The organism is Ralstonia pickettii (assembly GCF_016466415.2).
GTDB classification, from domain to species: Bacteria; Pseudomonadota; Gammaproteobacteria; order Burkholderiales; family Burkholderiaceae; genus Ralstonia; species Ralstonia pickettii.
This window is the reverse complement of sequence record NZ_CP066772.2, coordinates 156,962-182,866: the sequence shown is the minus strand read 5'-3', so window position 1 is coordinate 182,866 and position 25,905 is coordinate 156,962. Positions and strand designations below refer to the sequence as shown.

Genomic DNA, 25,905 nt, shown 5'->3' with positions numbered 1-25,905 from the left:
CGCCCGTTTCTTGCGTTCACGCATGCAACAACCCGGGCTATCCGGCACGTGTCTGAAGGCGCATTTGATGTGCTGCGCCGCATAACTGTGCGCCTCGGCGGGCGTTGGTATGGTCCTCGCGTTCCCCTTCACGAGAAGCAGGCCAGAGGGCGACGCGTCAACCCGATCGGCGGTGGCAGATTGGGTCGGATGCCATGGCGCAAAGCGGTTGCGTCGCACGTCGAAAAGACCTTGGGGGAAGCATGAGCGCCACTGCGCAAGGCGGGGGGTACGCCGGACACTCGCAACGCGCCCGCAAGGCCGGGGCAGGGGAGCAGCCGTGAGCGATTTGCCATGGGAGCTTTACCTGGCGTTGCTCAACACCTTGACGGTAGCGACCACGCTCGTCATCTTCATCAGCACCGCCGACGACTTCTTCCTGGACGCCTTCTACTGGGTGCGGGAGCTGTGGCTCTGGCCGCAGCGTGGCCGCACGCCGGTCACGATTTCGGCGCAATCGTTGCGCGAGCGCGAAGAGCAGTGGCTCGCCATCATGGTGCCGGCCTGGAAGGAGTACGACGTCATCGCCAAGATGGTTGAGAACACCCTAGCGACGATGGAGTACACGCGCTTCATCATCTTTGCCGGCGCGTACCGCAACGATGCGGAAACCACCACCGAAGTCGAACGCATGGTGCGCCGCTACCCGGGCCGCGTGGTGCGCGCAGCGGTCACGCACGATGGCCCGACATGCAAGGCCGACTGCCTGAACACCATCATCCAGACCATCATCCGGCACGAGGCTGGGCACGGTATCCGCTTTGCGGGCGTGATCATGCACGACTGTGAAGACGTGATCCACCCGCTGGAGCTGAAGTACTTCAACTACTTCATCCTTGATCAGGATCTGGTGCAACTTCCGGTGCTATCGCTTGAGCGCAAGTGGTATGAGTGGGTGGCCGGCACGTACATGGATGATTTTTCCGAGACGCACCAGAAAGACCTGGTGGCGCGCCAGGCGCTGACCGGCACGGTGCCCGGTGCTGGCGTCGCGCTCTGTTACAGCCGCCGTGCCATCGAAGCTGTGATGAAGGTGCGCGGCGATTCGCCCTTCAACACCAGCACGCTCACGGAAGACTATGACTTCAGTTTTCGCCTGCGCGAACTGGGCATGCGCGAAGCGTTCGTGCATTTCCCGATCTGCGAGAACGCAGAACCAACCGCGGATGCCGAGGGCAAGACGCGCACACGCTGGCGCTTTGGGCGGCGCAAGGGAACCCGCCCGCAACTGCTGGCCACGCGTGAGTACTTTCCGAGCACCTTCCGCACGGCCTACCGCCAGCGTGCGCGCTGGGTGCTCGGCATCGCGTTCCAGGGCTGGTTGCAGATGGGCTGGAGGGGCAACCTCATCACGCGCTACATGTTCTTCCGGGACCGCAAGGGCGTGCTCACGGCGCTGTTCTCGATCCTGGCCTACGTACTGTCGCTGAACTATCTGGCGCTGGGCGCGCTGATGTTCAACGGCGTGATCACGATCCCCGATGGCACGTTCGTGGTCGGCAGCATCTGGATGCAGGACCTGCTGGCCATCAACGCGGCGCTGCTCTTTAACCGGCTGGCGCAGCGCGTGTACTTTGTCGGTCGGCTCAATGGCCCGCTGCAGGGCGTGCTGTGCCTGCCCAGGCTGGTGGTGAACAACTTCATCAACTTCTTCTCGGTGTGCCGGGCGTGGAAGATCTTCCTGATCTACTGCCTGACCGGCAAGCCCATCGCCTGGGACAAGACGCAGCACACCTATCTGTCGAACGACGCGCTGGGCCGTACGCGCTGCAAGCTTGGCGAGACGCTCGTCAAGTGGGAAGTGCTCACGCAGGCGCAGCTGGATGCGGCCCTCGCCATTCAGAGCCAGACCGGGCGCCGGCTTGGGCAAGTGCTGGTCGAGCAGGGGCTGGTCACGCCCGACACGCTGGCCGATGCGCTGGCCGAGCAGGTCGACCTGCCGCGCGTGAGCCTGACCAACGTGGTGCTTGGCGCGCTGGCGGATTGCCTGCCGCGTGACTTGGCTGTGCGGCATCACGTGGTGCCGTTCTCGATTGGCGAAGACGGGTCGCTCAACATCGCCGTGTCGGAGTTGCCCGAGGGCGAAGTGCTGGAAGAGCTGGCCCGCGCTGCGGGCCGCAAGGTCGCCTGCTTCATGGCGTGCGACCACGAGATGTCGGCCGAGCTGGCGCAGATGGCCGACCCTAACCGCCGTGCCACGGTCGTATTCGGACCGTCGGCGCATTCGGCCATGTTGGCCGTCGAATCCATGACGGGCGCCGGCCCAGGCATTGCAGCCGGCACGGCACCCGCATCCGAGGCTTCCACCATCCCCCCGATTCCTGTGCCGCCGGATCTGCCCCCCGGATCAGAGCCGCGGCCCAACCCATCTGTTGCGGGAGGTGTGGCATGACACACGAGAGAGCCATCCGTCTAACCCTGCGCCGTTTGCGCTGGCCGATTGCCGCGGCAGTGTGGGCGCTCTGTCATGGCGTATCTCTGGCAGAGCCGCCCGCGCCGTTGCAGCCTGACGCCTATTTTCGCGCCGACCGCGCCTATCGCGCCATCGACGCCAACAAGCTCGACGATGCGGAAGCCGCCACGCGTGCGGCACTGGCCGCGCAGCCAGACAGCCTGCAACTGAACCTGCTGCTGCTCGATGTGCTGACGCGCAAGGGCCAGTTGGATGCGGCGCGCGCGCAGGCCGATGCGCTGCTGCGGAAGTATCCCGACGAGCCCCGTGTCTTTGCACAGCACGGGTTCCTCGCGCAGAAAGCGAACGATCCTGCCGTGGCCGAACAGGACTTTGCACACGCCGTGCAAGGCACCGACTGGACGCCGCAGGAGCAGCGCAATCTGCATCTGGCCTGGTCGGACAGCGCATATTCGGCCAAGCATCCGCAGGCTGCCATCGATGCGCTGAGCGGCATGAAGGACGAACCCGATGCCGACGTACAACTGCGTCTCGCGCAATCTCGCCTGCAATTGGGCGACCGTGATGGTGCGTCTCAGGCCGCCACGCTGGCAGCCGAACACGCGACGGACCCGGCGCGCCAGCGCTACGCCAAGGCGCTGCTTGCCCAGGCGATGGCACCTGAAGCGCAGGGCGAAACCACGTCCGCCAATGACCCGCGCGTGGTCGGCCAGCGTGAGTTGAACGATGCCTACAGTCACCTGCGCGCGCGTGACGATCGTGCCGCGCTGGCAGCGTTCCAGCGCGGCTTTGCCACGGGCCAAGGCAAGTGGACGCACTACGCCGATGCCGCCTACGCGGCCAAGCGCCTGGGCGACAACCCGACCGCCATCAAGCTCTTCCGGCAAAGCCTTGACCATGCCGATGCCGATGCCAAGAGCGACAGCGGCGGCAATGGCGACGACCGCCTTCCAGCAGACCGTCGCTTCGGCTACCGGCGCGAAGTCGAGCAGATGCAGCGTAACTTCGGCATGGTCGTCTCGGGCGCATATCAAACCTCGGCGTTCGGTTTGCCCAACACCGTGAGCGTGGGCCAAGCGGGCGCGGAGGTGTACTGGCAGCCGCCCGGCGTCGGGTATCGGGACGGCAGCGTCTTCCAGCTCTTTGCGCGCGGCTATGACAACGTGTACGACCGCAATGGCCACACAGGCCTCCCGACCGCGCAGGGCTCGGTGGGCGCGCGCTACAAGCCGATCAAGGACATCAACCTGGTGTTCACCGCCGAGCGCCTTTTCCGCATTGGGCAACTGACCACCAACGACACGCTGCTGCGCATCGGGTTCTCGACCGACCAGGGGCTCGACCTGCAAGTCACCAAGCCGCGCTGGCAGACCTGGCAGGTGTATGGCGAGGGCGCCTATTTCCTCAACCAGGGCCGGATGATCATCAGCACGGAAATGCGCTACGGACACACGTGGCTACTGAACTCCATCAGCGATCGGCTCACGGTCTACCCGCACATCGTGCTGGCGGGCGATCACGACAACAAGGCGATCGACCACCAGCTTGCGCTGGGTGTCGGCCCAGGCATCAACTTCCGCTATTGGTTTCGCGAGTCGCACTACGCGGCGCCGGCCAGTTGGCTGGACTTGACCGTGCAATACCGCTTGCCGTTGACGCACGCGGATCGAGCAAAGGGGGTGGTCGCGCGAGCCATTCTTTGGTTCTAAGGCAACCCCGGATGCAAGCAGACCCCCAGTCAGAGGTGTCGCAGATGAAACGTTTTTGACCGCCGAGGGAAACGGGTAACAAAGAGACGCGGCAGCGGCGTCCACAGGATGGCGTCGCAACGCCATGGTGGGTCAAAGCAGGATGCATGGCACGGCCTTCGCTCAGTAGCGAGGTCTGCCCGGCGTCAGAAGCGACACGCGCGTCTTCGCGCCCGTCGTGCTTTGCAGGCGCGCCGGAGCAGACGACAGGGGAGTGCAGTGATGATGGGGAAGATCTTGACCGTGTTCGGCACGCGCCCAGAGGCCATCAAGATGGCGCCGCTGGTGCAGGCATTGCAGGCCGAGGCAGGCTTTGCGTCGGCAGTGTGCGTGAGCGCGCAGCACCGGCAGATGCTGGATCAAGTGCTGGAGCTCTTCGGCATCGTGCCGGAGTTTGACCTCAACCTGATGCGGCCTGGGCAGACGCTGTCCGATATCACATCCAACGTATTGAGCGGCATCGACGGCGTGCTAGACGCCTACAAGCCCGATGCCGTGCTGGTCCACGGCGATACGACGACCACGCTGGCGGCGAGCCTCGCAGCGTTCTACCGGCGCATTCCGGTCGGGCATGTGGAAGCGGGTTTGCGTACCGGCAACATCTGGTCGCCATGGCCGGAAGAGTTGAACCGGCGCGTGACCGATTCCGTGACCACCTGGCACTTCGCGCCCACGGCCGAATCACGTCAGAACCTGCTGGACGAGGGCATTGACCCCGAGCAGGTCACGCTGACCGGCAACACCGTCATCGATGCGTTGCTGGCCGTGAAGCAACGGCTGGACAGCGATGCCGCGCTGTCAGCGCAGTTGGCGGCGCGCTATCCGTTCCTGGCGGCTGGGCGTCGGATGATCCTGGTGACAGGCCATCGCCGCGAGAACTTCGGCGAGCCGTTCGAGAACTTCTGCGTGGCGCTGCGCCTGCTGGCGGCGCGGCATCCGGATGTGCAGGTTGTGTATCCGGTGCACCTGAACCCGAACGTGCAGCAGCCGGTCAGCGCCATCCTTTCCGGCCACGGCAACGTTCATCTGATTGCGCCGCAGGACTATCTGCCGTTCGTCTACCTGATGGACCGCGCCTACCTGATCGTCACCGATTCCGGTGGCATTCAGGAAGAGGCGCCCGCTCTTGGCAAACCGGTACTGGTAACGCGCGACACGACCGAGCGACCGGAGGCTGTGGCATCGGGCACCGCACGGCTGGTCGGCACCGATACGCAACGCATCGTCGACGAGGCAGAAACGCTGCTTAACAACGCCCCCGAATACGAGCGAATGGCGCAGGCCCACAACCCTTATGGCGACGGCCAGGCCTGCCGGCGCATTGTCGATGCGTTGAAGCAGGCCTTCACCACGCAGCCGCAGAAGGTGGCGCGCGGCCCGCAACTCATTCGCAAACCGGCCACCGAGGCCGAAATCTTCGATCTGGAAGCGGCGCGTGCCACCGCGCAAGGGTCGTCAACACAGCACCGCCTGAACGGTTAGGAGGCTTTGATGAAAGCAAAACGAATCGGTGGCGGCGTGTTGGTTGCCTCCGCACTTGTTGCCGGGTGGCTGATCGTCGCGCCGCCGTGGGCTGGCGATGGGGGCGTACCCGCCATCGTGACCGGCGCGACGAACCAGGGCAGCCCCGGTGCCGATACACGCAAGAAAGGCCCACCGCCCGCGTTTTCCAAGGCGGCAGCCACGGCTGCGCAACCCGTGCAGCCCACCGTCGTGGCCGCAGCAACACCCAGGCCTGTGACGGGAGGCGCGCGCGCCTACGGCTACGGCGTCATGGATGAGAACGGACAGGTCGTCCCGCCGCCACGTCCGGCGGTCATGACCGAAGTCCGCCCTGGCATGCCGGAAAACGAGACGACAGGTACCGAACGTGGCCACGATCGTGGCCCCAACTTCAACCTCGGGCTCTACCGCCAAGCGGATGGCTCGATTTATCGCCCATGATCGCCATGAGTCGGAGAGTCATCATGAAGACATTGCTACGAAAGTTTCTGTGCGCGCTCGTCTTTGCGGGCGGCATGCTCGGGGTCTCGCTGACAGCGCCGGTGCAGGCCGCCACCTGCACAATTGGGCTCGGGCCCATCTGCGTGACCATTGGTGGATCTGCATCGGCCCAGACCGCGCCGGCCCCGATGCTCGTGCTGTACGACGCCCCGCCAAACGACCAGTACACCAACCTCGGCAAGGCGTACGCGATCATGCTGTACAACCTGCTCGCGCACTTCAACGCCACCATCACGCTGCTGCCCGTGCAGAACTACACGGCGGGCATGACCGAGCAGTACACTGCCACGTTCTACATGGGGAGTTACTACAACAATCCCATACCGGCGGCGTTCCTGTCGGATGTGACCACCACACAGAAGACCGTGGTCTGGTTCAAGTACAACCTGTGGGAACTTGCCTGGAATACGGCCTATCCGTTCACGACGCGATACGGCATTACGTTCTCCAGCCTGGCGGGCATGAATGCGGCACCGTCAGCCAGCGCGCCGAATCCTGGTTTCTTTGACACGATTACGTACAAGAACCAGACGATGACGAAGTACTACGCCTTCAATGCCACGACCGGTGCGATTTCCGCAGACCCTGATATTGGTCTGACGGCGGTGGCCGATGCCACCAAGGCGACGAGCCTGGTGACGATCACCAATTCGGTCACCAAGGCGACTGCACCGTATGTGATTCGGTCCGGCAACTTCTGGTACTTCGCCGATATGCCGTTTTCGTACATCGGGCCGCGCGACCGCTATCTGGTGGTGTGCGACATGCTGCATGACATCCTTGGCACCAATGCGCCCACGCTGCACCGTGCTCTGGTGCGGCTGGAAGACGTGAACGCTACGACCACGGTTTCGTCCATGCAGACGCTGACGGACTACATGTACGGCCAGAAGATTCCGTTTTCGATCGCGACCATCCCCGTGTATACGGATCCGAACGGGGTCTACAACGGCGGTGTGGCGCAGACCATCCACATGGTCAACGCAACAGGCCTGAAGCAGGCGCTGAACTACGCCAGGGCGCGCGGCGGACATGTCCTGATGCACGGCTACACGCACCAGTACAGCAACGTCCCGAACGTGATCAACGCGGTCAGCGCGAACGACTATGAGTTCTGGTTCGCCACCCAGAATCGCCCGGTGAATGAAGACTCGACGCAATGGGCTGCCGGTCGTCTTTCGGCGGGGTTGCTGGAACTGCAGTTCAACGGCTACTTCCCGTTTGCGTGGGAGGCGCCGCACTACCAGTCGTCGCCATTGGCCATCAAGGCCGTACCGACGTACTTCAAGAACACCTACCAGCGCGTGGTGTACTACACGTCGGACAACCCGCAGACGCTTGCTGCCACCACGCCGGGCCATGATTTCTCGGTGGGGCAGTTCTTCCCCTACATCATTCAGAAGGACTACTATGGCCAACGCGTGATTCCGGAGAACCTGGGCAACGTTGAATACAACATCTGCTCGATCGATCCGTCGTCTTGCCTGACTTACAACGTCACGGACATCCTGACCAACGCGAACTATGCGCTGGTCGTGCGCGATGGCTTTGCCTCGTTCTTCTTCCATCCGTTCTGGCTGGAGCCGGGGCTGGTCGCCACGGGGTTCCCCGACTTCCAGCAGATCATTACTGGCATCACCGCGCTCGGCTATACCTGGGCGGATGCCAGCACAGTGCAGTAGCCATGCAGCGGATGCGCTGGATACTGGCGGCAGCCATGCTGGTAATGAGCGCATCCAACGAGGCCGCGGGGCTGGTGGGCGCGATGCCTTCCGGCCCTGTGCCGTTGTATGGCGTGACCGTCGATGCGGTGGACAACGTGCCCGCCGTGGTCGACGCACTGTCGCACCTCTCGCGCACGCCCACCGTGCGCGTCGTCTTTGATGAAGGCATGGACGCGCCGCATTACGTCGGGCGCGTGGCCGCCATCCGGGACGTGGCCTACGTGATGGGCGAGCTGGCCGATTCCTCCACGCTCAAGCAGTACACGACCCCGCAACTGCGCCAGCGTGCCGCGGCTTATCTGCACACGCTCGCCGGCAACGTCGATGTCTGGGAAATCGGCAATGAGATCAACGGCGAGTGGACAGGCCCCACACGCGAGGTGATCGACAAAACCATGGCAGCCTATGAGGTCATCAAGGCCGGCGGCGGCCGCACGGCGCTCACGCTGTACTACAACGAGGGCTGCGCAGAGCAGCCATCACGCGCCATGTTTGATTGGACGCAGCGCAACGTGCCGCTACGCCTGCGCGATGGGCTCGACTACGTGTTCATCAGCTTCTATGAAGACGACTGCAAGATCGCGCCGCCCGACTGGAACGCCGTGTTCACCCGCCTGGGAGAACTGTTTCCGCACGCCGTGCTGGGTTTTGGCGAAGTCGGGACGCGGCATGCCATGCGCAAGGCCGCGCTCGTGGCGCACTACTACGGGCTTGCGATCGCGCATCCGCGGTTTGTCGGCGGGTACTTCTGGTGGTACTTCCGGCAGGACATGGTGCCGCGTTCGAGACCGCTGTGGCGCAGCCTCGATGCGGCGTTTCTCAGCATGCCCGCAGTGGTCAACCGCTAGCCCGCGCGCTCACACGCTGAGTGCTGGCGGGTGAGCGGTCGGCGAGGTCTTCCGGGCCAACAGGTTCGCCGTCACGGCGCACGAGCTGGATCGTACGCGTGGGCAGGGCGAACGAGGTGCCCAGATTTTCCAGCCCTTCCAGGATCGTCAGGTTGATGCGCTGCTGGATATCCATGTACAGATTGAAATCCGGATCGGTCACGAAATACACGACCTCGAAGTTCAGCGCGTTCTCGCCAAACTCCTTGAAGTGCGCACGATCGAAACGCGTGTTGCCGACGGCCTCCACCGCACGGCGCACGATGTCCGGAATCTTCTGCAGTTGCGCGGCGCGCGCATCGTAGGTCACCCCAAAGGCGAAGACGATGCGTCGTTCCGACATCCGTTTGTAATTATGAATCGTGCTCTTGAGCAGCGCCGTGTTGGATGCGACGATCTCTTCGCCCGACAGGCTGCGGATGCGCGTGGTCTTGAGGCCCACGTGCTGCACAGTGCCGGCAATCGATTCGAAGACGATGAAGTCGCCAATCTCGAACGGCTTGTCCAGCCCGATGGCAAGGGAGGCAAACAGGTCGCTCAGGATGCTCTGCACCGCCAGCGCCACCGCCACACCGCCCACACCCAGGCTGGCGACGAAGGCCGTGATGTTCACGCCCACGTTGGCCAGGATGGCCAGCAGCAGCATCGACCACAGCGCAAACCGCAGCACCCACGCGGTCATCGACGTGATCACCGGGTTACGCGTGGCGTGAGTCTGGGTCGACAGCCGATCGCGCGCCCATAGCTTCACGCCGCGGTTGAGCCACAGCGCAATCTGGAAGCCGATGATGACGAACCAGATGTGATCGAGCTTGTTGGCAACGCGCGTGGGCAGATCGATGAAATACGAGCCCGCGAGCAACGCTGCCAGCGCAATGAACAGCGGATGCGTATCGCGCAGCACCGCCGTGACGAGAATGTCAAAGCGATAGCCGGTGCGGCGGGCACGTGCGTCAAACCGGTTGCAGATCAGGTGCAACACGCTGGACAGTACCGCATACGCAGCAATCACAGTCAACGCGGCGGCGGCCCAATCGCGGGCCGGCACGCGCAGGAAGGTGTGGGTGTTGAGCCACTCCATTGGCATCTCCGTGCAAGAACACGGATGCTGCGCCGCACAGAGCGTGCCTGCCTTACTGCCGCAGATTTGCCGGCGGCTGCACATCGGTCGGTACGCACACGCGGTTGCGGCCCTGGCGCTTGGCCTCCATCAGGCCGAGATCGGCATCGGCCAGCAAGCGTGCCAGGTCTTGCCCGGGGCGCAGCGGTGCGGCTCCTACGCTTACCGTCAGCGGCCCCACGGGCGTTTGCGTGCCGGCCACCGCAGTCTTGAGCCGTTCCACCACGGCGAGCGCACCCGTCAGACCACAGCCCGGCAGCAGCACGGCGAATTCGTCACCGCCCAGACGGCCAAACAGATCGGCCGGGCGCAGCACGTCCGCCAGCGCATCGGACAGCGCGACGAGCGCTTCGTCACCGGCGGCATGTCCCCACGTATCGTTGATCGACTTGAAGTGATCGACGTCGAGGTACAACGCGCATAACGGTTCAGCATGATGCTGCGCGCGTTCGACCGCAAAGCTGCCGAGTTCGAAGAAGCGCTGCCGCGCAAGCATGCCGGTCAGGTGGTCAGTGTTGGCGCGGTCGGCCAGGCTGCGTTCGGCCGCAAAGTGTCGGGCCATGGCGCGCAGCAGGTAGTGGTGAATGACGGCGGCCGCGGCTATGCAGATCGGCAGATAGAGCACCAGACCCAGCCAGCCGTGGCGGATTGCCGAGGCCGGTTCCGGCGCGATCAGCAGCGCGACGATGGGCCCGGCTGTGCACAGCGCCATGGCAATGCAGAAATCGCGCCGGGTGAGCCACGCGGGGCTGGTGGCAAGCGGCATCAGGTAAAACGCCGGCAGTACCCATTGGAGCCCCGCCTGATGACCGAACGCGATGATGGCCACTTCTTCTGCCAGCAGGTGCGTGAGCGCCAGCAGCCCCCACATCCCGGTGTGCCGATACCGCTGTGCGACCACCACGATCGCCACCAGAACCAGGAGCAGCGCAAGCAGCGGCTCGGGCCGATGCAGCAGCCCGACCGACCAGCCCAGCATGATCGCGAAGGCGTAACCGAGCACGCCGCATTTGCTCAGCGCGAGGATCATCGGCACGAAATGGCGCGCCTGATAGTCGAGCGAGGGCGTGCGGGCGTCGGGCAGGTCGGAGGCGGTAGGCAGGTTCGCGCTCAAGGCAGGACAATGGAGGCCTGCTGACGCGACGGGATGATGCGGGCGCGGGCGTGGCCGGATTGCGCAACAAAGCGCGCATTCTAACGGCGGCAGGCGGCGCCGTGCGCGGATTTTTAGTGGGGGAAATCCCGCAATGGGCGTATCAGCCCGCCAGTACCTGCCATACCAGCCACACATTGGCGACGCCGATGACGACGAACAGGCTCCACGCCAGCCACGACGTGAATCGGCTGTTGGCAAAGACGCCCATCAGGGTGCGATCGCCCGTCATGCGGATCAGCGGAAACATCGCGAACGGCAGTTGCAGGCCGAGCACGACCTGGCTGATGACCAGCAGCTTGCCAATGGCATGGTCGCCCAGCATTGCTACGCCGATGAACGCGGGAATCAACGCCAGGGCCCGCGTGATCAACCGCCGCTGCCAGCAGGGGATGCGCAAATCGAGGAAGCCCTCCATGAGGATTTGCCCCGCGATGGTGCCGGTAAAAGTCGAGCTTTGCCCCGCCGCCAGCAGCGCGATACCGAACAGCAGCCCCGCCAGCGCCGTTCCGACGATGGGCTCCAGCAGGTGATAGGCATCCTGGATGTCGGCCACGTTCTGATGGCCGTGCGCGTTGAACGCCGCTGCCGCCAGGATCAGGATCGCGCCGTTCACCAGCAGCGCCAGCCCCAGCGACACGATGGTGTCAAGCCGCGACAGGCCGATAGCCTCGCGCTTGGCCGCCTCGGTGTTGGCCGTCATGCGCGTCTGCACGATGGACGAATGCAGATAGAGGTTGTGGGGCATCACCGTGGCGCCCAGGATGCCGATGGCCAGATACAGCGGCTCGCGCTGGCTCACGGCCTGCCACGACGGCATCAGCCCTGCAGCCACCGAAGGCCAGTGCGGCTTGATGAGCACGAGTTCAACGAAATAGCACAGCCCGATCGTGAGAATGAGCCCCAGCACGATGGCTTCCAACTGGCGGAAGTTTTTGCCCTTCAAGCCCAGCACGATCAGCGTGTCCAGCGCGGTGAGCGCCACGCCCCAAAGGATCGGCACGCCCAGCAGCAAGTGGAAGGCCAGCGCGCAGCCCAGCACCTCGGCCAAGTCGCACGCGATGATGGACAGCTCTGCCAACAGCCACTGCACGCGCAACGCGCCGGGTTGATAGCGATTGCGCGACGCACGCGCCAGATCCATGCCCGTGACGATGCCAAGCCGCGCCGACAGACACTGCAGCACCATCGCCGCCAGACTGGAGAGCACCACCACGAACAGCAGCGCATAGCCGTAACGCGAACCGGCTTCAATGTCGGTTGCCCAGTTGCCCGGGTCCATGTAACCGACCGACACCAGCAGCCCCGGCCCCGCAAAGCGCAGCAGCTCCTTCCACAGGGGCAGGCCGGGCGGGACAGCAACGGTGCCGCGCACCTCGGACGGGCAGAACGGCGCGGTGGCGGTGGTGGGCAGGCGGAACATGCTCGGGGGCTTAAGGAAAATACAATCGGAATTTCGGAATGATAGCTAAACGCCACGTTGTATGCCCGAGCCCGCGTCCGGTATGTATTGGCGAGGCGACTTCTTCGTCACGTGTCTCCACACATTTAAGGTAAAGCTCAGTCCGTTGCGGTAGATTTCGACCTTCGCCGGCGCCTGTTTTCCAGGTGCCGGTTGTCCGTTTACTGTCATTACCGCCGCCGAGATTCCCGCGCATGAACGCCATCCTCCTCATCGAAGACGATTTGCCGTTGGGCACGGCGCTGGCCCGCGCGCTGCGTCAGGCCGGCTACAACGCGACCTGGGTGCGCCGCCTGGTCGACGCGCAGAAATGGATCACCACCAACACGTTCGAAGCCATCGTGCTGGATCTCGGGTTGCCCGATGGTGAAGGCCATACGTTCCTGGAAGAACTGCGTGCCGCGCACAGCGACGTGCCCGTCATCATCGCCAGCGCGCGCGACGCGCTGTCGGAACGGCTCAAGGGCCTGGATTCCGGCGCGGACGATTTTCTCGTCAAGCCGTTCCCCGTGGACGAACTTATCGCCCGTCTGCGCGCCGTGCTGCGCCGCCATGCGGGACAGAGCACCAATCAGTGGAACGTCGGCAACCTGGTGGTGGAACCCTCGCAGAAGCGCGTGACGCAAGAGGGGCAGGTCATTGAACTCACGCCGCGCGAATACCAGCTGCTGCTTGAACTTGTGCGCCGCGCCCACCGCTGGGTGCCGCGCGAAACGCATCATGGATGCGCTCTACCGTGAGGGCGACAGCGTGAGCGCCAACGCGCTGGAGGTGGTCATCCACCACCTGCGCCGCAAGCTCGGCAACGAAACCATCCAGACCATTCGCGGTGTCGGCTACATGATCGGTGGCAACCGCGGGGCGGGCCAATGAAGCTGGCGGTTCCAGCCATCCTGCGGGTTCGCTCGCTGTCGTTCCGCCTGTATGTGCTGATCCTGCTCGCGCTGGTGTTGATGCTGCTGGTGCAGCTCGTCATCGCGCATCTGGAAATTTCGCGCACCAACAGCCGCCAGGTGGTGAGCGATCTGCGCATGTCGGCGCAGGCCTATGCGGACCTCACCACGCTCAACATGGATGACGTGCCGCGCCGCGAAGAATTCCTGCGCCGCCTTACCGACATCAAGCTGGGCCTCTCGCTGCCCAACATCCTGCCTGGCGAATTCCGCTACGTGCTGTGCGATCGCGCCGGCAACGTCATCACCGCCTTCCCCGGCGCGCCCACCATGCCGTGCGGAAAGGCGCACGACACCGTGGTCGAGATCATGCTCGAGGGCAAGCCGTGGCGCAGCTACACGGTCGACAGCGTTGACGGCAAGATCTCGGCCACCGTCGCGCAGCCCCTGGCCGCCTACGAACGCGCCATTCGCGATCTTTTCCAGGAAGTGGCGGTGGCGCTGGCCATCTTGGCGAGCGCCCTGATGGTGATGGTTGGTTGGGCGGCGCATCAGGGCCTCAAGCCGCTGCGCACGCTCACGCGCCAGGTGGAAGCGCGCGACTCCGCCGATCTTGACCCCGTGCAGAGCGTCGAACACGCCGAGTTGAAACCGCTGGTCGAAGCCCTGAACGGCTTGTTCGCGCGCGTGCGTCGCGGTATCGAGGCGGACCGCCGTTTCTTCGCCGATGCCGCGCACGAACTGCGCACGCCGCTGGCCGCCATTCAGGCGCAGGCATATGTCGTGTCACATTCCGACAGTGAAGACGACCGTTCCACCGCCCTGCGCGAGTTCGATCGCGGGATTTCACGCGCGACGCAGTCGCTCGCCAAGCTGCTCGCCATTGCCCGGCTGGATGCGCGCCGCGTGGAGGCGCAGCTCGCGCAGGGTGCGCTCTCCGACCTGGCCGGCTGTGCGCGCAGCGGCGTGATTCAGCAAGCCTCGCGCGCCGAGCGTCGCAACATCACGCTGTCGTATGACGGCGCCAACCAGGCGTGGGTATCGGTGTCGCATGAAGACGCCGCGACGCTGGTCGAAAACGTGCTCGACAACGCCGTGCGCGAAACACCCAATGGCGGCGAGGTGCGCGTGGCCGTCAACCGCATCGAGCAGGCGGGCGTGCCCATAGTCGAACTGCGCATTGAAGATTCCGGCCCCGGTATTCCGCCCGACGAGCGCGATCGCGTATTCGAGCGGTTCTACCGCCCGCGCACCAGTCAGTCGCAAGGCAGCGGCCTGGGCTTGGCGATCGTGCGCCGCATCGTTGAATTGGGCAACGGCTCGGTGGCCATCGAAGACGGCCTGGCGCATGCGGAAGGCAGAGGGTGCGCGATCGTGATCCGCCTGCCGGCGCTGGAATCCGCGCCCGAGCCGATCGAGCCCGATGATGCGCCGCCGGGCATGGCAGACACGCGCGGTCATTGATTGGCGCGCACCCCCGTGCCCCCATCCGCCGCTGATCAGTAACCGACCGTGAAACGCTGGCGCGGGTGTGCCGGCTTTTCCGTTTCGTCGAGGAAGGCGATGGCGTAGTCTTCCATCGAAATCCACGGCTTGCCGTTCGCATCCACCAGCAGTGAATCCTTGCCGACGCGGAAGCGCCCCGTGCGCTCGCCCGGCTCGAAGATGGCCGACGGCGACACGAACGTCCAGTTCAACTCGGTTTCCTTGCGCAGCGCATTGAGGAAATCGCGGCCGGCCGAGGCTTCTTCAAAGTACTCCTTGGGGAACTGCGGCGTGTCGATCAACGCCACGCCCGGAGCCACTTCCAGGCTGCCGGCACCACCCACCACCAGCAGGCGTGGCACGGCCGCTTTCTTCACCGCACCAACGATCTGGTCGGCGCTTGCCTGCAGAAAGCGCACGGTGCTGTAGACGACATCGTTGCCGGCAAGCGCTGCCACGAGCCCCGCCTCGTCGGCAACGTCGACATCCTTGGTGGTGAGCCCGGCACGTGCGGGCAGCTTCGATGCGGTGCGCGCAATGGCCGTCACCTGATGGCCGCGCCGCAGCGCTTCGTCGATCAGGCGGGTGCCCACGCGCCCAGTAGCGCCAATGATTGCGATCTTCATGGTCAATTCCTTGTGGTTGGTCTGGGTGGTTGAAACGTTATATGTAATTAACGCAGTTACATATAGGGGTAAAAAAAGAGGCCGACATGCGGCCCGGCTAGGCCCGACGGCGGCGGCGTTGCGCGTGCCCCACCTCGCTGAGGATGCTGGCGATGGTTTGCGCAGCCAGCTCGGCTTCCAGCGCGGCCTGCGCGCGTTCCGTCACGCGTTCGAGCACGCCGGTGATCTCACGACCGACCTCGCACGCCGGGTTGGGCGCGTTGGGCGGCAGCGCAATCAGCACCGGAGCTTCCACCACACGAAAGACGTCGAGCAGCGTGATTCGGTCTGCCGGTCGCGCCAGCGTGGCACCGCCTGTCGCGCCCATCTGCGAGGTCACAAAACCGGCATCCGCCAATTGCGCCACCAGACGCCGGATCAGCGCCGGGTTGGTCCCCACGCTGCCAGCAATGAGCGAAGACGGCACCGGCCCCTCCGCGCTGGCAAGCAGGGTGAGGATATGCACGGCGACGGCGAAGCGGCTGCTGGTAGACATGGGATTACGTACGAAAGTGTAACCATCGTAGATACACTTTGGCGCGCAGTCAACCCGCGGGCAGACGTGCATCTCAGAAGGCTGCGCCCAATGCCGCCGCTCGCGCTTTGGCATCGGCCTTGGTCGCCGCGAGCAGATCGGCTGCCGTCAGCGTGGGCGCGGCGCTGATCTCCCTCACATCTTCGATACCGAGAAAACGCAGCCAGCGGCGCAGATAGGGCTTCTGGAAATCGTCCGGCGATTCGCTGGCACCTTCCGTGTGTGCGGCGTACGCCCCGGCGCTGGCGTAGATAAGCGCTGCCTTTTTGCCCGAGAGCAGCGCCTGATAACCCGTGGCGGGCGACCAGTTCCAGTTCTGCCCGGGCAACGTCATCACATCAATGAAATGCTTGGGCCGATAAGGCACCCCGAAATTCCACATCGGTACAGAAAAGAGATAGTGGTCTGCCGCATTGAAGCGCTGTGACAGTGCCACCGCGCGCTGCCATTGCGCGCGCTGTTGCGGCGTTGCGTTCTGCGCGCGCAAGACCGCAAACTTGGCGCCGATCATGTCGGCGTCGAATTCGGGCAGGTCAATGTTCTGGCTCCACAAGTCGATCGTGTCGATCTCGTGGTTGGGGTGTGCGGCACGGTAGGCGTCGAGAAACTGCTTCGCCACGTCGATGGAGTGGGACAGCCTTTTCATGGGTGAGGCTTCGATATGGAGCAGGCGGGTCATGCTGGGCTCCTGAGGCGGTGTTACGCAGCGTTGAAGAAGTTGAGGCCGACGGTGCCGGCAATCACCAGCCCGATGCAGGCCAGGCGCGCGGGCTGCATGCTCTCGCCAAAGAGCACGATGCCCAGCACCGTCACGCCCACTGAACCGATGCCCGTCCAGATGGCGTAGGCCGTGCCGGCAGGCAGGCCGCGCATGGCATGCGTGAGCAGGAAGACGCTTGCAAGCGCCGTCACGATGCCGAGCACGCTGGGGATCGGGCGCGTCCACCCCTGCGCAAACTTGAGCGAGACCGCCATGGCGATCTCTACAGCCCCGGCTGCCAGCAGCCAGAGCCAGGCGGTTTGAATCATGGGACCTCCGAGATATCCGCTGCCGGGCCGGCAAGCGGATGCGTTGCGATGCACGCAGAGTAAGGACGGTGCGGTGCGGCAACAAGTACGCACCTGGAGGTAACCACCATGGGCGGCGTGGGTATGTGCGTCCGATTTTGGTCGTGGTGGCCCGCATCATCCATACTGCGTGCAACTTGCCAACTCGGTGCCCGAACTGCGCCCGGCCTGGCTTGACGAGCGGGACCGCACGGTGACCCATTCCGCGGCGGTCTCCATCTAACAGAGAAGCAAAAGGAACGACATGATTCCCGCATTCCGCGTCGCGATCATTCCAGGAGACGGCATCGGCAAGGAGGTGATGCCAGAAGGCCTGCGCGTCATCCAGGCGGCGGCCGAGCGCTTTGGCTTGCAGCTTGAGTGCCACACCATCGATTGGGCCAGCTGCGACTACTACCAGCAGCACGGCCAGATGATGCCCGACGACTGGAAGGCGCAGCTCAAGGGCATGGACGCGATTTTCTTTGGCGCGGTCGGCTGGCCCGCCACGGTGCCCGATCACGTTTCGCTGTGGGGCTCGCTGCTCAAGTTCCGCCGCGAGTTCGACCAGTACATCAACCTGCGCCCCGTGCGCCTGTTTGAAGGCGTGCCGTGCCCGCTCGCCAATCGCAAGCCCGGCGACATTGATTACTACGTCGTGCGTGAGAACACCGAAGGCGAGTACACATCGCTCGGCGGCATCATGTACGAAGGCACCGACCGCGAGATCGTGATCCAGGAATCGGTCTACTCGCGCAAGGGCGCAGAGCGGCTACTGAAGTTCGCGTTCGACCTCGCACAGAGCCGCCAGCGCAAGCATGTGACGCTCGCCACCAAGAGCAACGGCATCGCCATCAGCATGCCGTGGTGGGACAAGCGCGCGGAGGAAGTCGCGCAAAACTATCCGGACGTCACGCTCGACAAGCAGCACATCGACATCCTGACCGCGCGCTTCGTGCTGCAGCCGGGCCGCTTCGACGTGGTGGCTGCCACTAATTTATTCGGCGACATCCTGTCCGATCTTGGCCCCGCCACCACCGGCACGATCGGCCTGGCCCCTTCCGCCAACCTGAACCCCGATCGCACGTTCCCGTCGCTGTTCGAGCCCGTGCACGGCTCGGCGCCGGACATCTACGGCAAGAACATCGCCAACCCGATTGCAATGATCTGGTCGGGCGCCTTGATGCTGGACTTCCTCACGCAAGGGCAGGGCGCGGGGCGTGCGGCGCACGACGCCATCGTCGCAGCCATCGAAGCGGTGCTCAAGGACGGCCCGCGCACGCCTGACCTGGGCGGCACCGCCAATACCACGCAGGTGGGCGAGGCGATTGCCGCGCACGTTGCTGCTCACTGATCTTCATCGACTGGATCGTTCACGCGGACAAGGTATGCGCTCTTGCGTGGACGATTAGCTCGACAGCAAGTACGTCTGCCAGGGCCAGCTCGACTGACGGGCTGCATTGCAGGGTCGCACGATTGGCGGTACGGTCACGCGTATCCCAATCGTGTTCCGGAGGCCCCATGGCCGACAACCTGGCCCCGTCCTCTTCGTCCACGCCGGGAAGTCCCGCTGAAGGCACCGTGGACGCCTGCCCGTCCATGCGCGCACTCGAGCTGATCGCCGGCAAATGGGCGCTGCGCATCTTTCCGGCGCTGGAAAACGGCCCCGTGCGCAACAACGAACTCCTGCGCCGCGTGGGCAACGGCATCTCGCAAAAAATGCTCACGCAGACGCTGCGCGAGCTGGAAGCCAACGGCCTTATCCTGCGCACCATCTACGACAGCGTCCCCCCGCACGTCGAATATCGTCTCAGCCCGCTCGGTGAATCGCTCAACCGCACGCTCGTCGGCCTGGACGACTGGGTGCGTGCGCATTGGTCCGACATGGAACGGATTCGCAAAAGTCAGGTCGATTCCGATTGATATCCGGGCGATCTGCCTGACGTTGTGTGTAGATGCAGCATTTTTCCGATAGTATTCGGAGCCCATGTTTGTGACGAATCTTTCATCCGCCTTGCCGACGTTGTCTCGCGCCACCGCGCGGGGCGTCCTGTCACGTGCGCGCGGCGTACGGTGGATCGTCACGATCTGGTGTCTGTTGTTTACGGTGTCGGTGTTTTCGGCCACCCATTTTCCCGATGGCCAGGCTGCGGACGACGCGCTTGAAGCCATCGAAGCCGTGGTTGACGACGTGCCGGGTGAAGCGCTGCCCGCTGCTAAGCCCAGCAAGGGTTTTGAGCGTGCCATCAAGGTCGCGCTTGGCAAGACGGTCAAGCAGCCCGGCCAATGCTTCAGCGTTGAACACTGGGTTGCGCACGCATCCGATGCGCCCGATGCGCCCTCGACCAGCGCCGCCGCCCCCGATCACCCCAGCGACGCGCCGGAACTCTGGCTCCCGCCCCCTCCCATGGTGTTGACGCCCGGCTTGCGTGTCGCGCGCGTCCGTGTCGCTCTTCCCCCGTTCCAGGCTGGCCCCACGCCGGCCCCCATGCTGCGCCCGCCCGCACGCGCCTGATCTCCGGCGTTCGCCGGAAACCATCCCCTTGAGTTGCTAGTGCTGCGCCGACCGGCCCGTTGACCGGCTGGGCGTTCGCGCTTGCCTGTTCTTCTTTTTCAGGATGATTTCGGATGTTGTCCAATCAGGATGCGGCCAACCCGCGCCCCGCAGCAGGCGCGCGCGCGTCGCGGCGTGCTGTTCTTTCCGCTGTGCTGGCCGCGATGGCTGTCCATGCCAATGCAGCGCCCACGACACCGTCGCCACGTAGTGCTCAGACCGCCACCACCGGTGCCGACGAGGCGCTCCCGCAGCCGCGCTACACCTTGCAGCAGTTACTCGAGCTGGCCCGCGCCAACCACCCGGCACTCGCCGCTTCACAGGCGCAGGTGCAGGCGGCGCAGGCGGGCATCGCCACCGCACGCGCGTGGCCCAACCCCGAGGTGGAGGCGATGGCCGGCCGGCAGCGGGCCCGCATGCCGGGTGCGGCGGAAGGCCGCACTAATAGCGTGTCGATCACGCAAAAGCTCGATTTGCCCTGGCAGCGCGCCGCCCGTAGGCAGGCCGCTGATGCCGCGTACGAAGCGTCGCAGGCCACGGCCCGATCGCAGGCACGCGACGTGGAGGCCGATCTCAAGCTGCGCTTCTACAACGTGGTGCGTCGCGAAGCGGAGCAGCGCAACGCGCGCGAAGACGTGACGCTGGTCGAGCAGATCCGCCGTGGCGTGGCCGTGCGTGTGGAAACCGGCGAAGCCCCGCGCTACGAACTCATCCGTGGCGACGCGGAGTTGCTCAACGCGCAGCGCAACGAGCAGGCCGCCGCACTGCGTGTGCAGCAGGCGCTGGCCGAACTGCGCCGCGCCGTGGGTGCCGATCTGCCGCAGACGTTCGATGTCGATGCCGGTGCGGAAACGCCTCCCGTCGCGCATCTGCCTCCGCTGGCCGATCTGGTTAGCACGGTCCTCGCCACGCATCCAGAGCTGGAGGCCGACCGCGCCGCCGTGCGCGAGGCTGACGCGCGTCTTGCGCACGAGCGCAGCCAGCGTTGGCCGTCGCTGGCGCTGCGCGGGTCGGTCGACCGTCAGCCCGATCTGCAGGACAGCCGCGTGGGGCTGGTGATGTCGATTCCGCTGTTCGACCGCCGCGATGGTCCCGTCGGTGAAGCCGTGGCCACCCGCGAACGTGCCCGCGCCCTGTTGCGCGACCGGGAGTTGCGCACGCGCCAGGCGGCGGAATCGGCCTATCGCCAATACGAGATTGCGGAGTCGCAAGTCAGCGCACTGGAATCCGGCGTCATCAAGCAGGCCGAATCGGCGCTACGCGTGGCCGAAGCCGCATACCGCCACGGCGAGCGCGGGATTCTCGACTACCTCGATGCCCAGCGCGTCTTCCGCCAGGCACGCAATGACCTGATTGCCGCACGCGCAGACCTGCGCACCGCCGCCGTTGAACTCGACCGCCTGCGCCCGGAGGCCCCATGAAACGCCCCAGCCATCGCGTTGCCTCCCGAATTCACGAATCCAGCCAGACCATGACCGTACCTTCTTGTTTCTCTTTTTCGATCCGGCTGGCCGGCGTTGCCCTGGCGGCGATGCTGCTGCTGGGCGCTTGCGGCAAAGATGCCGCCAACGATGCCAAGGCTGCGCAACAGGCAGTCGACCCGAACCTCGTGGTTGCCCAGCCCACGCTGGTGCAGCGTCTGAAAGTGGCGCCGGTGGGCAAGCAGCCGATTGCCGAGCGCCTGCGCGTGCCGGGGCAGATAGCATTTGACGAACAGCGCGTGGCGCGCATCGGTGCCACCGTCACAGGGCGTGTGACCGAGCTGGTCGCCACGCCGGGGCAGAGCGTGAAGGCAGGCGACATCCTCGCGCAACTGCACAGCACGGAGCTTGGCGCCGCGCAGCTCGCCTATCAGAAGGCTGCAGCGCAGCGCGACCTGCAGGCGCGTGCGCTGGAACGCGCCAAGCTGCTGCTGGCTGCCGACGTGATCGGCTCAGCCGAGTTGCAGAAGCGGCAGAGCGAATTGGCGATGGCCGATGCCGAAGTGCGCGCGGCCGTTGACCAACTGCGCGTGATGGGCGTGTCGCCCGGCACGCTGGCGAAGATGCGCACGAGCGGCATGTCGTCGATCTCGCCCGTGGTGGCGAGCATCGGCGGCACGGTGGTGGAGCGCAAGGTGACGCGCGGCCAGGTCGTGCAGCCGGCCGACGAGCTGTTCACCGTGGCCGATCTGTCGCGCGTGTGGGTGGTGGGTGAAGTGCCCGAAAACGCCGCTGCTGGCGTGCGGGCGGGGCAGGCCGTAGAGATCGACACCGGCGCGGGCGATCGCATAGTCGGCAAGCTGATCTGGGTGTCGGACATTGTCGACCCGCAAACGCGGACGGTCACGGTGCGCACCGAAGTGGACAACGCAGAGCGCACGCTCAAGCCGTCGATGCTGGCCACGCTGCTCATCCAGTCGCGGCCGGAAGAACGCGTGGTAGTGCCGACCTCCGCGGTGGTGCGTGAAGACAACCGCGACTACGTGTTCGTGCGCACCAGCGAGACGAACTACCAGCTCACGCCGGTCAAGCTGGGCGATGAATCGAACGGCGTGCGCCCGGTTATCTCGGGCGTGCAGGCCGGCCAGCCGATCGTCGTTGAAGGCGGCTTCCATCTGAACAACGAGCGCAAGCGCGCCGAGATGGAGGGCGCATGATCGACGCATTGATTCGCGGCGCGCTCAAGCAACGGCTCGTGGTGGCGGTGATTGCCGCCGTGCTGCTGTTTTTCGGGTTGGATGCCGCACGCAAGCTGTCGCTTGACGCGTTTCCGGACGTGACCAATGTGCAGGTGCAGATCGCTACGGAAGCGCCGGGGCGCTCGCCGGAAGAGGTCGAACGCTTTGTGACCGTGCCGGTGGAAATGGCGATGACCGGCCTGCCGGCGCTCACCGAAATGCGCTCGCTCAACAAGCCTGGCCTGTCGCTCATCACGCTCGTCTTCACCGACGAGACCGATGTGTACTTCGCGCGCCAGCTCGTGCTGGAGCGGTTGATCGAGGTGCAGTCGCGCATGCCGGCGGGCGTGACGCCGGTGCTCGGCCCCGTATCGACGGGCCTGGGCGAGGTGTATCAGTACACGCTCGACAAACCGGATGACGGCGACAAGGCGCTTTCGGTCGAGGAACTCACCCAGCGCCGCATTGCGCAGGACTGGGTGGTGCGGCCGCTGCTGCGCTCGATTCCGGGCGTGGCCGAGATCAACTCGCAGGGCGGTTACGAGAAGCAGTACCAGGTGCTCGTCAATCCAGAGCGCCTGCGCCATCACAACGTGACGGTCAAGCAGGTGTTCGAGGCGCTGGCCGCCAACAACGCCAACTCGGGCGGCGGGGTGCTGCCGCACTTTGCGGAGCAGTACCTCATCCGCGGCGTGGGCTTGGTGCGTGACACCAACGACATTGGCGCCATCGTGCTCAAGGAGGTCAATGGCACACCGCTCACGATTCGCGACGTGGCCGAGGTAAAGATCGGCACGGCGGTGCGCGCGGGGGCGGTGGTCAAGAACGGCGTGACGGAATCCGTTGGCGGCGTGGTGATGATGATGCGCGGCGGCAACGCCAAGGAAGTTGTTGCCCGCATCCAGGATCGCGTGAAGGCCATCAACAACGATGGCATGCTGCCCGACGGCCTGAAGATCGTGCCGTACTACGAGCGTTCGGAGCTGGTCGATTCGGCCCTGCAGACCGTCATCAAGGTGCTGGCAGAAGGCGTGGTGCTGGTGGTGATCGTGCTGTTGCTGTTCCTGGGCGACATCCGTTCATCGCTCATCGTGGTCGGCACGCTGATCCTTACGCCGCTGTTGACGTTCATGGCGATGAACAAGCTCGGCATCTCGGCCAATTTGATGTCACTCGGCGGGTTGGCCATCGCCATCGGCTTGATGGTCGATGGCTCGGTGGTCGTGGTGGAAAACGCGTTCGCGCACCTCGCCAAGCCGCGCGACCCGAGCGAGAGTCGCGCGCGCATCATCCTCCATGCCGTGACCGAAGTGGCGACGCCCGTGATCTTTGGCGTGGGCATCATCATCCTGGTGTTCCTGCCGCTGATGACGCTGGAGGGCATGGAAGGCAAGATGTTTGCGCCGCTGGCCTTCACGATTGCGATTGCGCTGTTTTTCTCGCTGGTGCTGTCGCTCACGCTGACGCCGGTGTTGTCGTCGTATCTGCTCAAGCCCAAGGTGCCCAAGCACGTGGAAGGTGAGCACAGCGACGACCCCCACGCCGAGCACGACGCGCATGACACGTGGCTGATCCGCAAAATGAAGAAGCCGTATCTGCGCCTGCTGGAGTTGAGCCTGAACAACGGCCGCAAGACCGTCGTCGTGGCCGTGGCCGTGTTCCTGGCCACAGGCGCGCTGATGCCGTTTCTGGGCACGGCGTTCATTCCGGAGATGAAGGAAGGCTCGGTGGTGCCCGGCATCAACCGCGCGCCGAACATCTCACTGGAAGAGTCGGTCCGCATGGAGATGGAAGCCATGCGCCTGGTGATGCAAGTGCCGGGCGTGAAGTCGGCCGTCTCCGGCGTGGGCCGAGGCGAGTCTCCGGCCGACCCGCAGGGCCAGAACGAATCGACGCCGATCGTCTCACTCAAGCCGCGCGATGAATGGCCCAAAGGCTGGAACCAGGACGACATTGCCGAGGCGATGCGCAAGGCGCTGCAGGTGTTGCCCGGCGTGCAGATCGTCATGGCACAGCCGATTTCCGATCGCGTGGACGAGATGGTGACCGGCGTGCGTTCCGATGTGGCCATCAAGGTGTTCGGCGACGATCTGAACACGCTGCGCGAGAAGGCCGAGGCGATTGCCAAGGTGGCACAGGGCATCCAGGGCGCGCAGGACATGCGTGTCGAGCGCATTACCGGCCAGCAGTATCTGCAGATCGCGATCGACCGCCAGGCGATTGCGCGTCATGGCCTGAACGCGGCGGACGTGCACAACGTGATCGAGACCGCCATCGGCGGCAAGGAAGCCACGGAAATCTTCGAGGGCGAGCGCCGCTTCAGTGCGGTGGTGCGCCTGCCGGACGCGTATCGCGGCAGCGTAGAGGCCATCCGCAACCTGATCGTGGCCGCCCCCAATGGCGCACAGGTGCCGATGGAAAGCATCGCCCGCATCGATGTGACCGATGGCCCCGCGCAGATAAGCCGTGAGCTGGGCAAGCGCCGCGTGGTGGTGGGCGTGAATGTGCGCGACCGCGACTTGGGCGGCTTCGTGGCCGAGCTGCAGGCGGCTGTCGCGCAAAAGGTCAAGCTGCCCGAGGGCTACTACCTGGAGTGGGGCGGCCAGTTCCAGAACATGGAACGCGCCATGCGCCACCTGAAGGTGATCGTGCCGATCACGGTGGCGGCCATCTTCTTCCTGCTCTTCCTGCTGTTCAACTCCGTGCGCTATGCCACGCTGATCATTCTGGTGCTGCCGTTCGCCTCGGTGGGCGGAGTGATCGGCCTGTTCGTCACGGGTGAATACCTGTCCGTGCCGGCATCGGTGGGGTTTGTGGCGCTATGGGGTATCGCGGTGCTCAACGGCGTGGTGCTCGTCAGCACGATCCGCAGTCTGCGCGAGCAAGGCATGCCGGTGGAGGAATCCGTGCGGCTGGGCTCGCGCATGCGTTTCCGCCCCGTGATGATGACGGCCACGGTAGCCATGCTGGGCCTGATCCCGTTCTTGTTTGCCACAGGGCCGGGCTCGGAAGTGCAACGGCCGCTGGCCATCGTGGTGATCGGCGGTCTGCTGACCTGCACGCTGCTGACGCTGGTGATGCTGCCCACGCTGTACAAATGGTTTGATGAGGAGTCGAAGGCATGAAGGAAATCCGCATCGTAGTGCGCCCGCAACTGCTGGAGCGCTTGCACGAAGCGCTGCGCGTTTGCCCCGGTTTCCCGGGCATGACGGTGGCCGAGGTGAATGCCTATCCGCCAACGGCTTCACAGGCCGGTGCGCATTCCATCAAGGAAGACCTGACGGAGTTCGTGCCGCGCGTGCGCATCGAGATCGTCGCTTCCGATGCGCTGGCCAGCGTGCTGTTCGAAAGCGCCGTCAAGGTGCTGGAGCACGGCCAGACCGGCGAAAGCGCTCTCTGGATGACCGACGTGATCCAGGCCACCTTCCTGCATCGCACCGGTTGAGAATCGTCTGACGCGCGCATGAAAAACGGCGGACCGTGTCCGCCGGAAATCAGGAGCCACCCTTGCAGCGGG

The 25,905-nt window shown here is 64.8% G+C and carries 21 protein-coding genes and 1 pseudogene; 15 read left to right on the top strand and 7 right to left on the bottom strand.

Going from position 1 to position 25,905, the window contains the following annotated elements; translation table 11 throughout:
- The first annotated feature begins 319 nt into the window (after positions 1 to 319).
- From RP6297_RS16985 to RP6297_RS16960, 6 genes are all read left to right on the top strand, one after another.
- Complete coding sequence (locus RP6297_RS16985; RefSeq protein ID WP_009239930.1) at positions 320 to 2,431, top strand: glycosyl transferase family protein; 2,112 nt, start codon at positions 320 to 322, stop codon at positions 2,429 to 2,431.
- Complete coding sequence (locus tag RP6297_RS16980) at positions 2,428 to 4,161, top strand: bacteriophage N4 adsorption protein A (protein WP_009239929.1); 1,734 nt, start codon at positions 2,428 to 2,430, stop codon at positions 4,159 to 4,161. Before RP6297_RS16985 ends, RP6297_RS16980 begins: the two co-directional genes overlap by 4 nt.
- A gap of 261 nt (positions 4,162 to 4,422) precedes the next feature.
- Positions 4,423 to 5,682 (top strand): non-hydrolyzing UDP-N-acetylglucosamine 2-epimerase, encoded by a 1,260-nt coding sequence (gene wecB, locus RP6297_RS16975; protein WP_009239928.1) that lies wholly within the window; start codon positions 4,423 to 4,425, stop codon positions 5,680 to 5,682.
- Positions 5,683 to 5,691: 9 nt separating this feature from the next.
- The gene (locus RP6297_RS16970; protein WP_009239927.1) at positions 5,692 to 6,144 is read left to right on the top strand and encodes a hypothetical protein; all 453 of its coding nucleotides are present in this window, start codon (positions 5,692 to 5,694) and stop codon (positions 6,142 to 6,144) included.
- Positions 6,145 to 6,167: 23 nt separating this feature from the next.
- Complete coding sequence (locus tag RP6297_RS16965) at positions 6,168 to 7,886, top strand: DUF2334 domain-containing protein (protein WP_009239926.1); 1,719 nt, start codon at positions 6,168 to 6,170, stop codon at positions 7,884 to 7,886.
- A gap of 2 nt (positions 7,887 to 7,888) precedes the next feature.
- Positions 7,889 to 8,776, top strand: a complete 888-nt coding sequence (locus tag RP6297_RS16960; RefSeq protein ID WP_009239925.1) for a hypothetical protein — start codon at positions 7,889 to 7,891, stop codon at positions 8,774 to 8,776.
- Here the strand turns inward: RP6297_RS16960 and RP6297_RS16955 are convergent.
- The 3 genes from RP6297_RS16955 to RP6297_RS16945 form a co-directional block, all read right to left on the bottom strand.
- Positions 8,766 to 9,896: a mechanosensitive ion channel family protein gene (locus tag RP6297_RS16955; RefSeq protein WP_009239924.1), complete on the bottom strand. Its 1,131-nt coding sequence runs from the start codon at positions 9,894 to 9,896 to the stop codon at positions 8,766 to 8,768. The two genes, RP6297_RS16960 and RP6297_RS16955, sit on opposite strands and share 11 nt — an antisense overlap.
- A 52-nt stretch (positions 9,897 to 9,948) precedes the next feature.
- The gene (locus tag RP6297_RS16950; protein WP_009239923.1) at positions 9,949 to 11,049 is read right to left on the bottom strand and encodes a GGDEF domain-containing protein; all 1,101 of its coding nucleotides are present in this window, start codon (positions 11,047 to 11,049) and stop codon (positions 9,949 to 9,951) included.
- Between the two features lie 142 nt (positions 11,050 to 11,191).
- Entirely contained in the window at positions 11,192 to 12,511 is a 1,320-nt protein-coding gene (locus RP6297_RS16945; RefSeq protein WP_009239922.1) for an Nramp family divalent metal transporter, read from the bottom strand.
- A 233-nt stretch (positions 12,512 to 12,744) separates the two neighbouring features.
- On the opposite strand from RP6297_RS16945, the pseudogene RP6297_RS16940 reads away from it, so the two are divergent.
- Positions 12,745 to 13,423: pseudogene (locus tag RP6297_RS16940) on the top strand (response regulator).
- Positions 13,420 to 14,907, top strand: coding sequence for an ATP-binding protein (locus RP6297_RS16930; RefSeq protein ID WP_009239920.1), 1,488 nt, complete (start codon positions 13,420 to 13,422; stop codon positions 14,905 to 14,907). Before RP6297_RS16940 ends, RP6297_RS16930 begins: the two are co-directional and overlap by 4 nt.
- Positions 14,908 to 14,942: 35 nt before the next feature.
- On the opposite strand, the gene RP6297_RS16925 is transcribed toward RP6297_RS16930, so the two are convergent.
- From RP6297_RS16925 to RP6297_RS16910, 4 genes are all read right to left on the bottom strand, one after another.
- Entirely contained in the window at positions 14,943 to 15,554 is a 612-nt protein-coding gene (locus tag RP6297_RS16925; protein WP_009239919.1) for an NAD(P)-dependent oxidoreductase, read from the bottom strand.
- Between the two features lie 97 nt (positions 15,555 to 15,651).
- Entirely contained in the window at positions 15,652 to 16,089 is a 438-nt protein-coding gene (locus RP6297_RS16920; protein WP_009239918.1) for an Rrf2 family transcriptional regulator, read from the bottom strand.
- Positions 16,090 to 16,162: 73 nt separating this feature from the next.
- Positions 16,163 to 16,807, bottom strand: coding sequence for an FMN-dependent NADH-azoreductase (locus RP6297_RS16915; protein ID WP_009239917.1), 645 nt, complete (start codon positions 16,805 to 16,807; stop codon positions 16,163 to 16,165).
- Between the two features lie 20 nt (positions 16,808 to 16,827).
- Positions 16,828 to 17,157, bottom strand: a complete 330-nt coding sequence (locus tag RP6297_RS16910) for a DMT family transporter (protein WP_009239916.1) — start codon at positions 17,155 to 17,157, stop codon at positions 16,828 to 16,830.
- Positions 17,158 to 17,440: 283 nt separating this feature from the next.
- Between RP6297_RS16910 and RP6297_RS16905 the strand changes: the two genes are divergently transcribed.
- The 7 genes from RP6297_RS16905 to RP6297_RS16875 all read left to right on the top strand — a co-directional run bounded on the left by RP6297_RS16905 (position 17,441) and on the right by RP6297_RS16875 (position 25,833).
- Positions 17,441 to 18,529 carry a tartrate dehydrogenase gene (locus RP6297_RS16905; protein ID WP_009239915.1) on the top strand — a complete coding sequence of 363 codons (1,089 nt, stop codon included), beginning with the start codon at positions 17,441 to 17,443 and terminating at the stop codon, positions 18,527 to 18,529.
- 167 nt (positions 18,530 to 18,696) lie between these two features.
- Positions 18,697 to 19,098 (top strand): winged helix-turn-helix transcriptional regulator, encoded by a 402-nt coding sequence (locus RP6297_RS16900; RefSeq protein ID WP_009239914.1) that lies wholly within the window; start codon positions 18,697 to 18,699, stop codon positions 19,096 to 19,098.
- Positions 19,099 to 19,162: 64 nt separating this feature from the next.
- Positions 19,163 to 19,690 (top strand): hypothetical protein, encoded by a 528-nt coding sequence (locus tag RP6297_RS16895; protein ID WP_009239913.1) that lies wholly within the window; start codon positions 19,163 to 19,165, stop codon positions 19,688 to 19,690.
- Between the two features lie 113 nt (positions 19,691 to 19,803).
- Positions 19,804 to 21,150: a TolC family protein gene (locus RP6297_RS16890; RefSeq protein ID WP_009239912.1), complete on the top strand. Its 1,347-nt coding sequence runs from the start codon at positions 19,804 to 19,806 to the stop codon at positions 21,148 to 21,150.
- Positions 21,147 to 22,367: an efflux RND transporter periplasmic adaptor subunit gene (locus tag RP6297_RS16885; RefSeq protein WP_009239911.1), complete on the top strand. Its 1,221-nt coding sequence runs from the start codon at positions 21,147 to 21,149 to the stop codon at positions 22,365 to 22,367. Before RP6297_RS16890 ends, RP6297_RS16885 begins: the two co-directional genes overlap by 4 nt.
- Complete coding sequence (locus RP6297_RS16880) at positions 22,364 to 25,513, top strand: efflux RND transporter permease subunit (protein WP_009239910.1); 3,150 nt, start codon at positions 22,364 to 22,366, stop codon at positions 25,511 to 25,513. Before RP6297_RS16885 ends, RP6297_RS16880 begins: the two co-directional genes overlap by 4 nt.
- Positions 25,510 to 25,833, top strand: a complete 324-nt coding sequence (locus RP6297_RS16875) for a P-II family nitrogen regulator (RefSeq protein WP_009239909.1) — start codon at positions 25,510 to 25,512, stop codon at positions 25,831 to 25,833. Before RP6297_RS16880 ends, RP6297_RS16875 begins: the two co-directional genes overlap by 4 nt.
- The last annotated feature ends 72 nt before the right edge of the window (positions 25,834 to 25,905 follow it).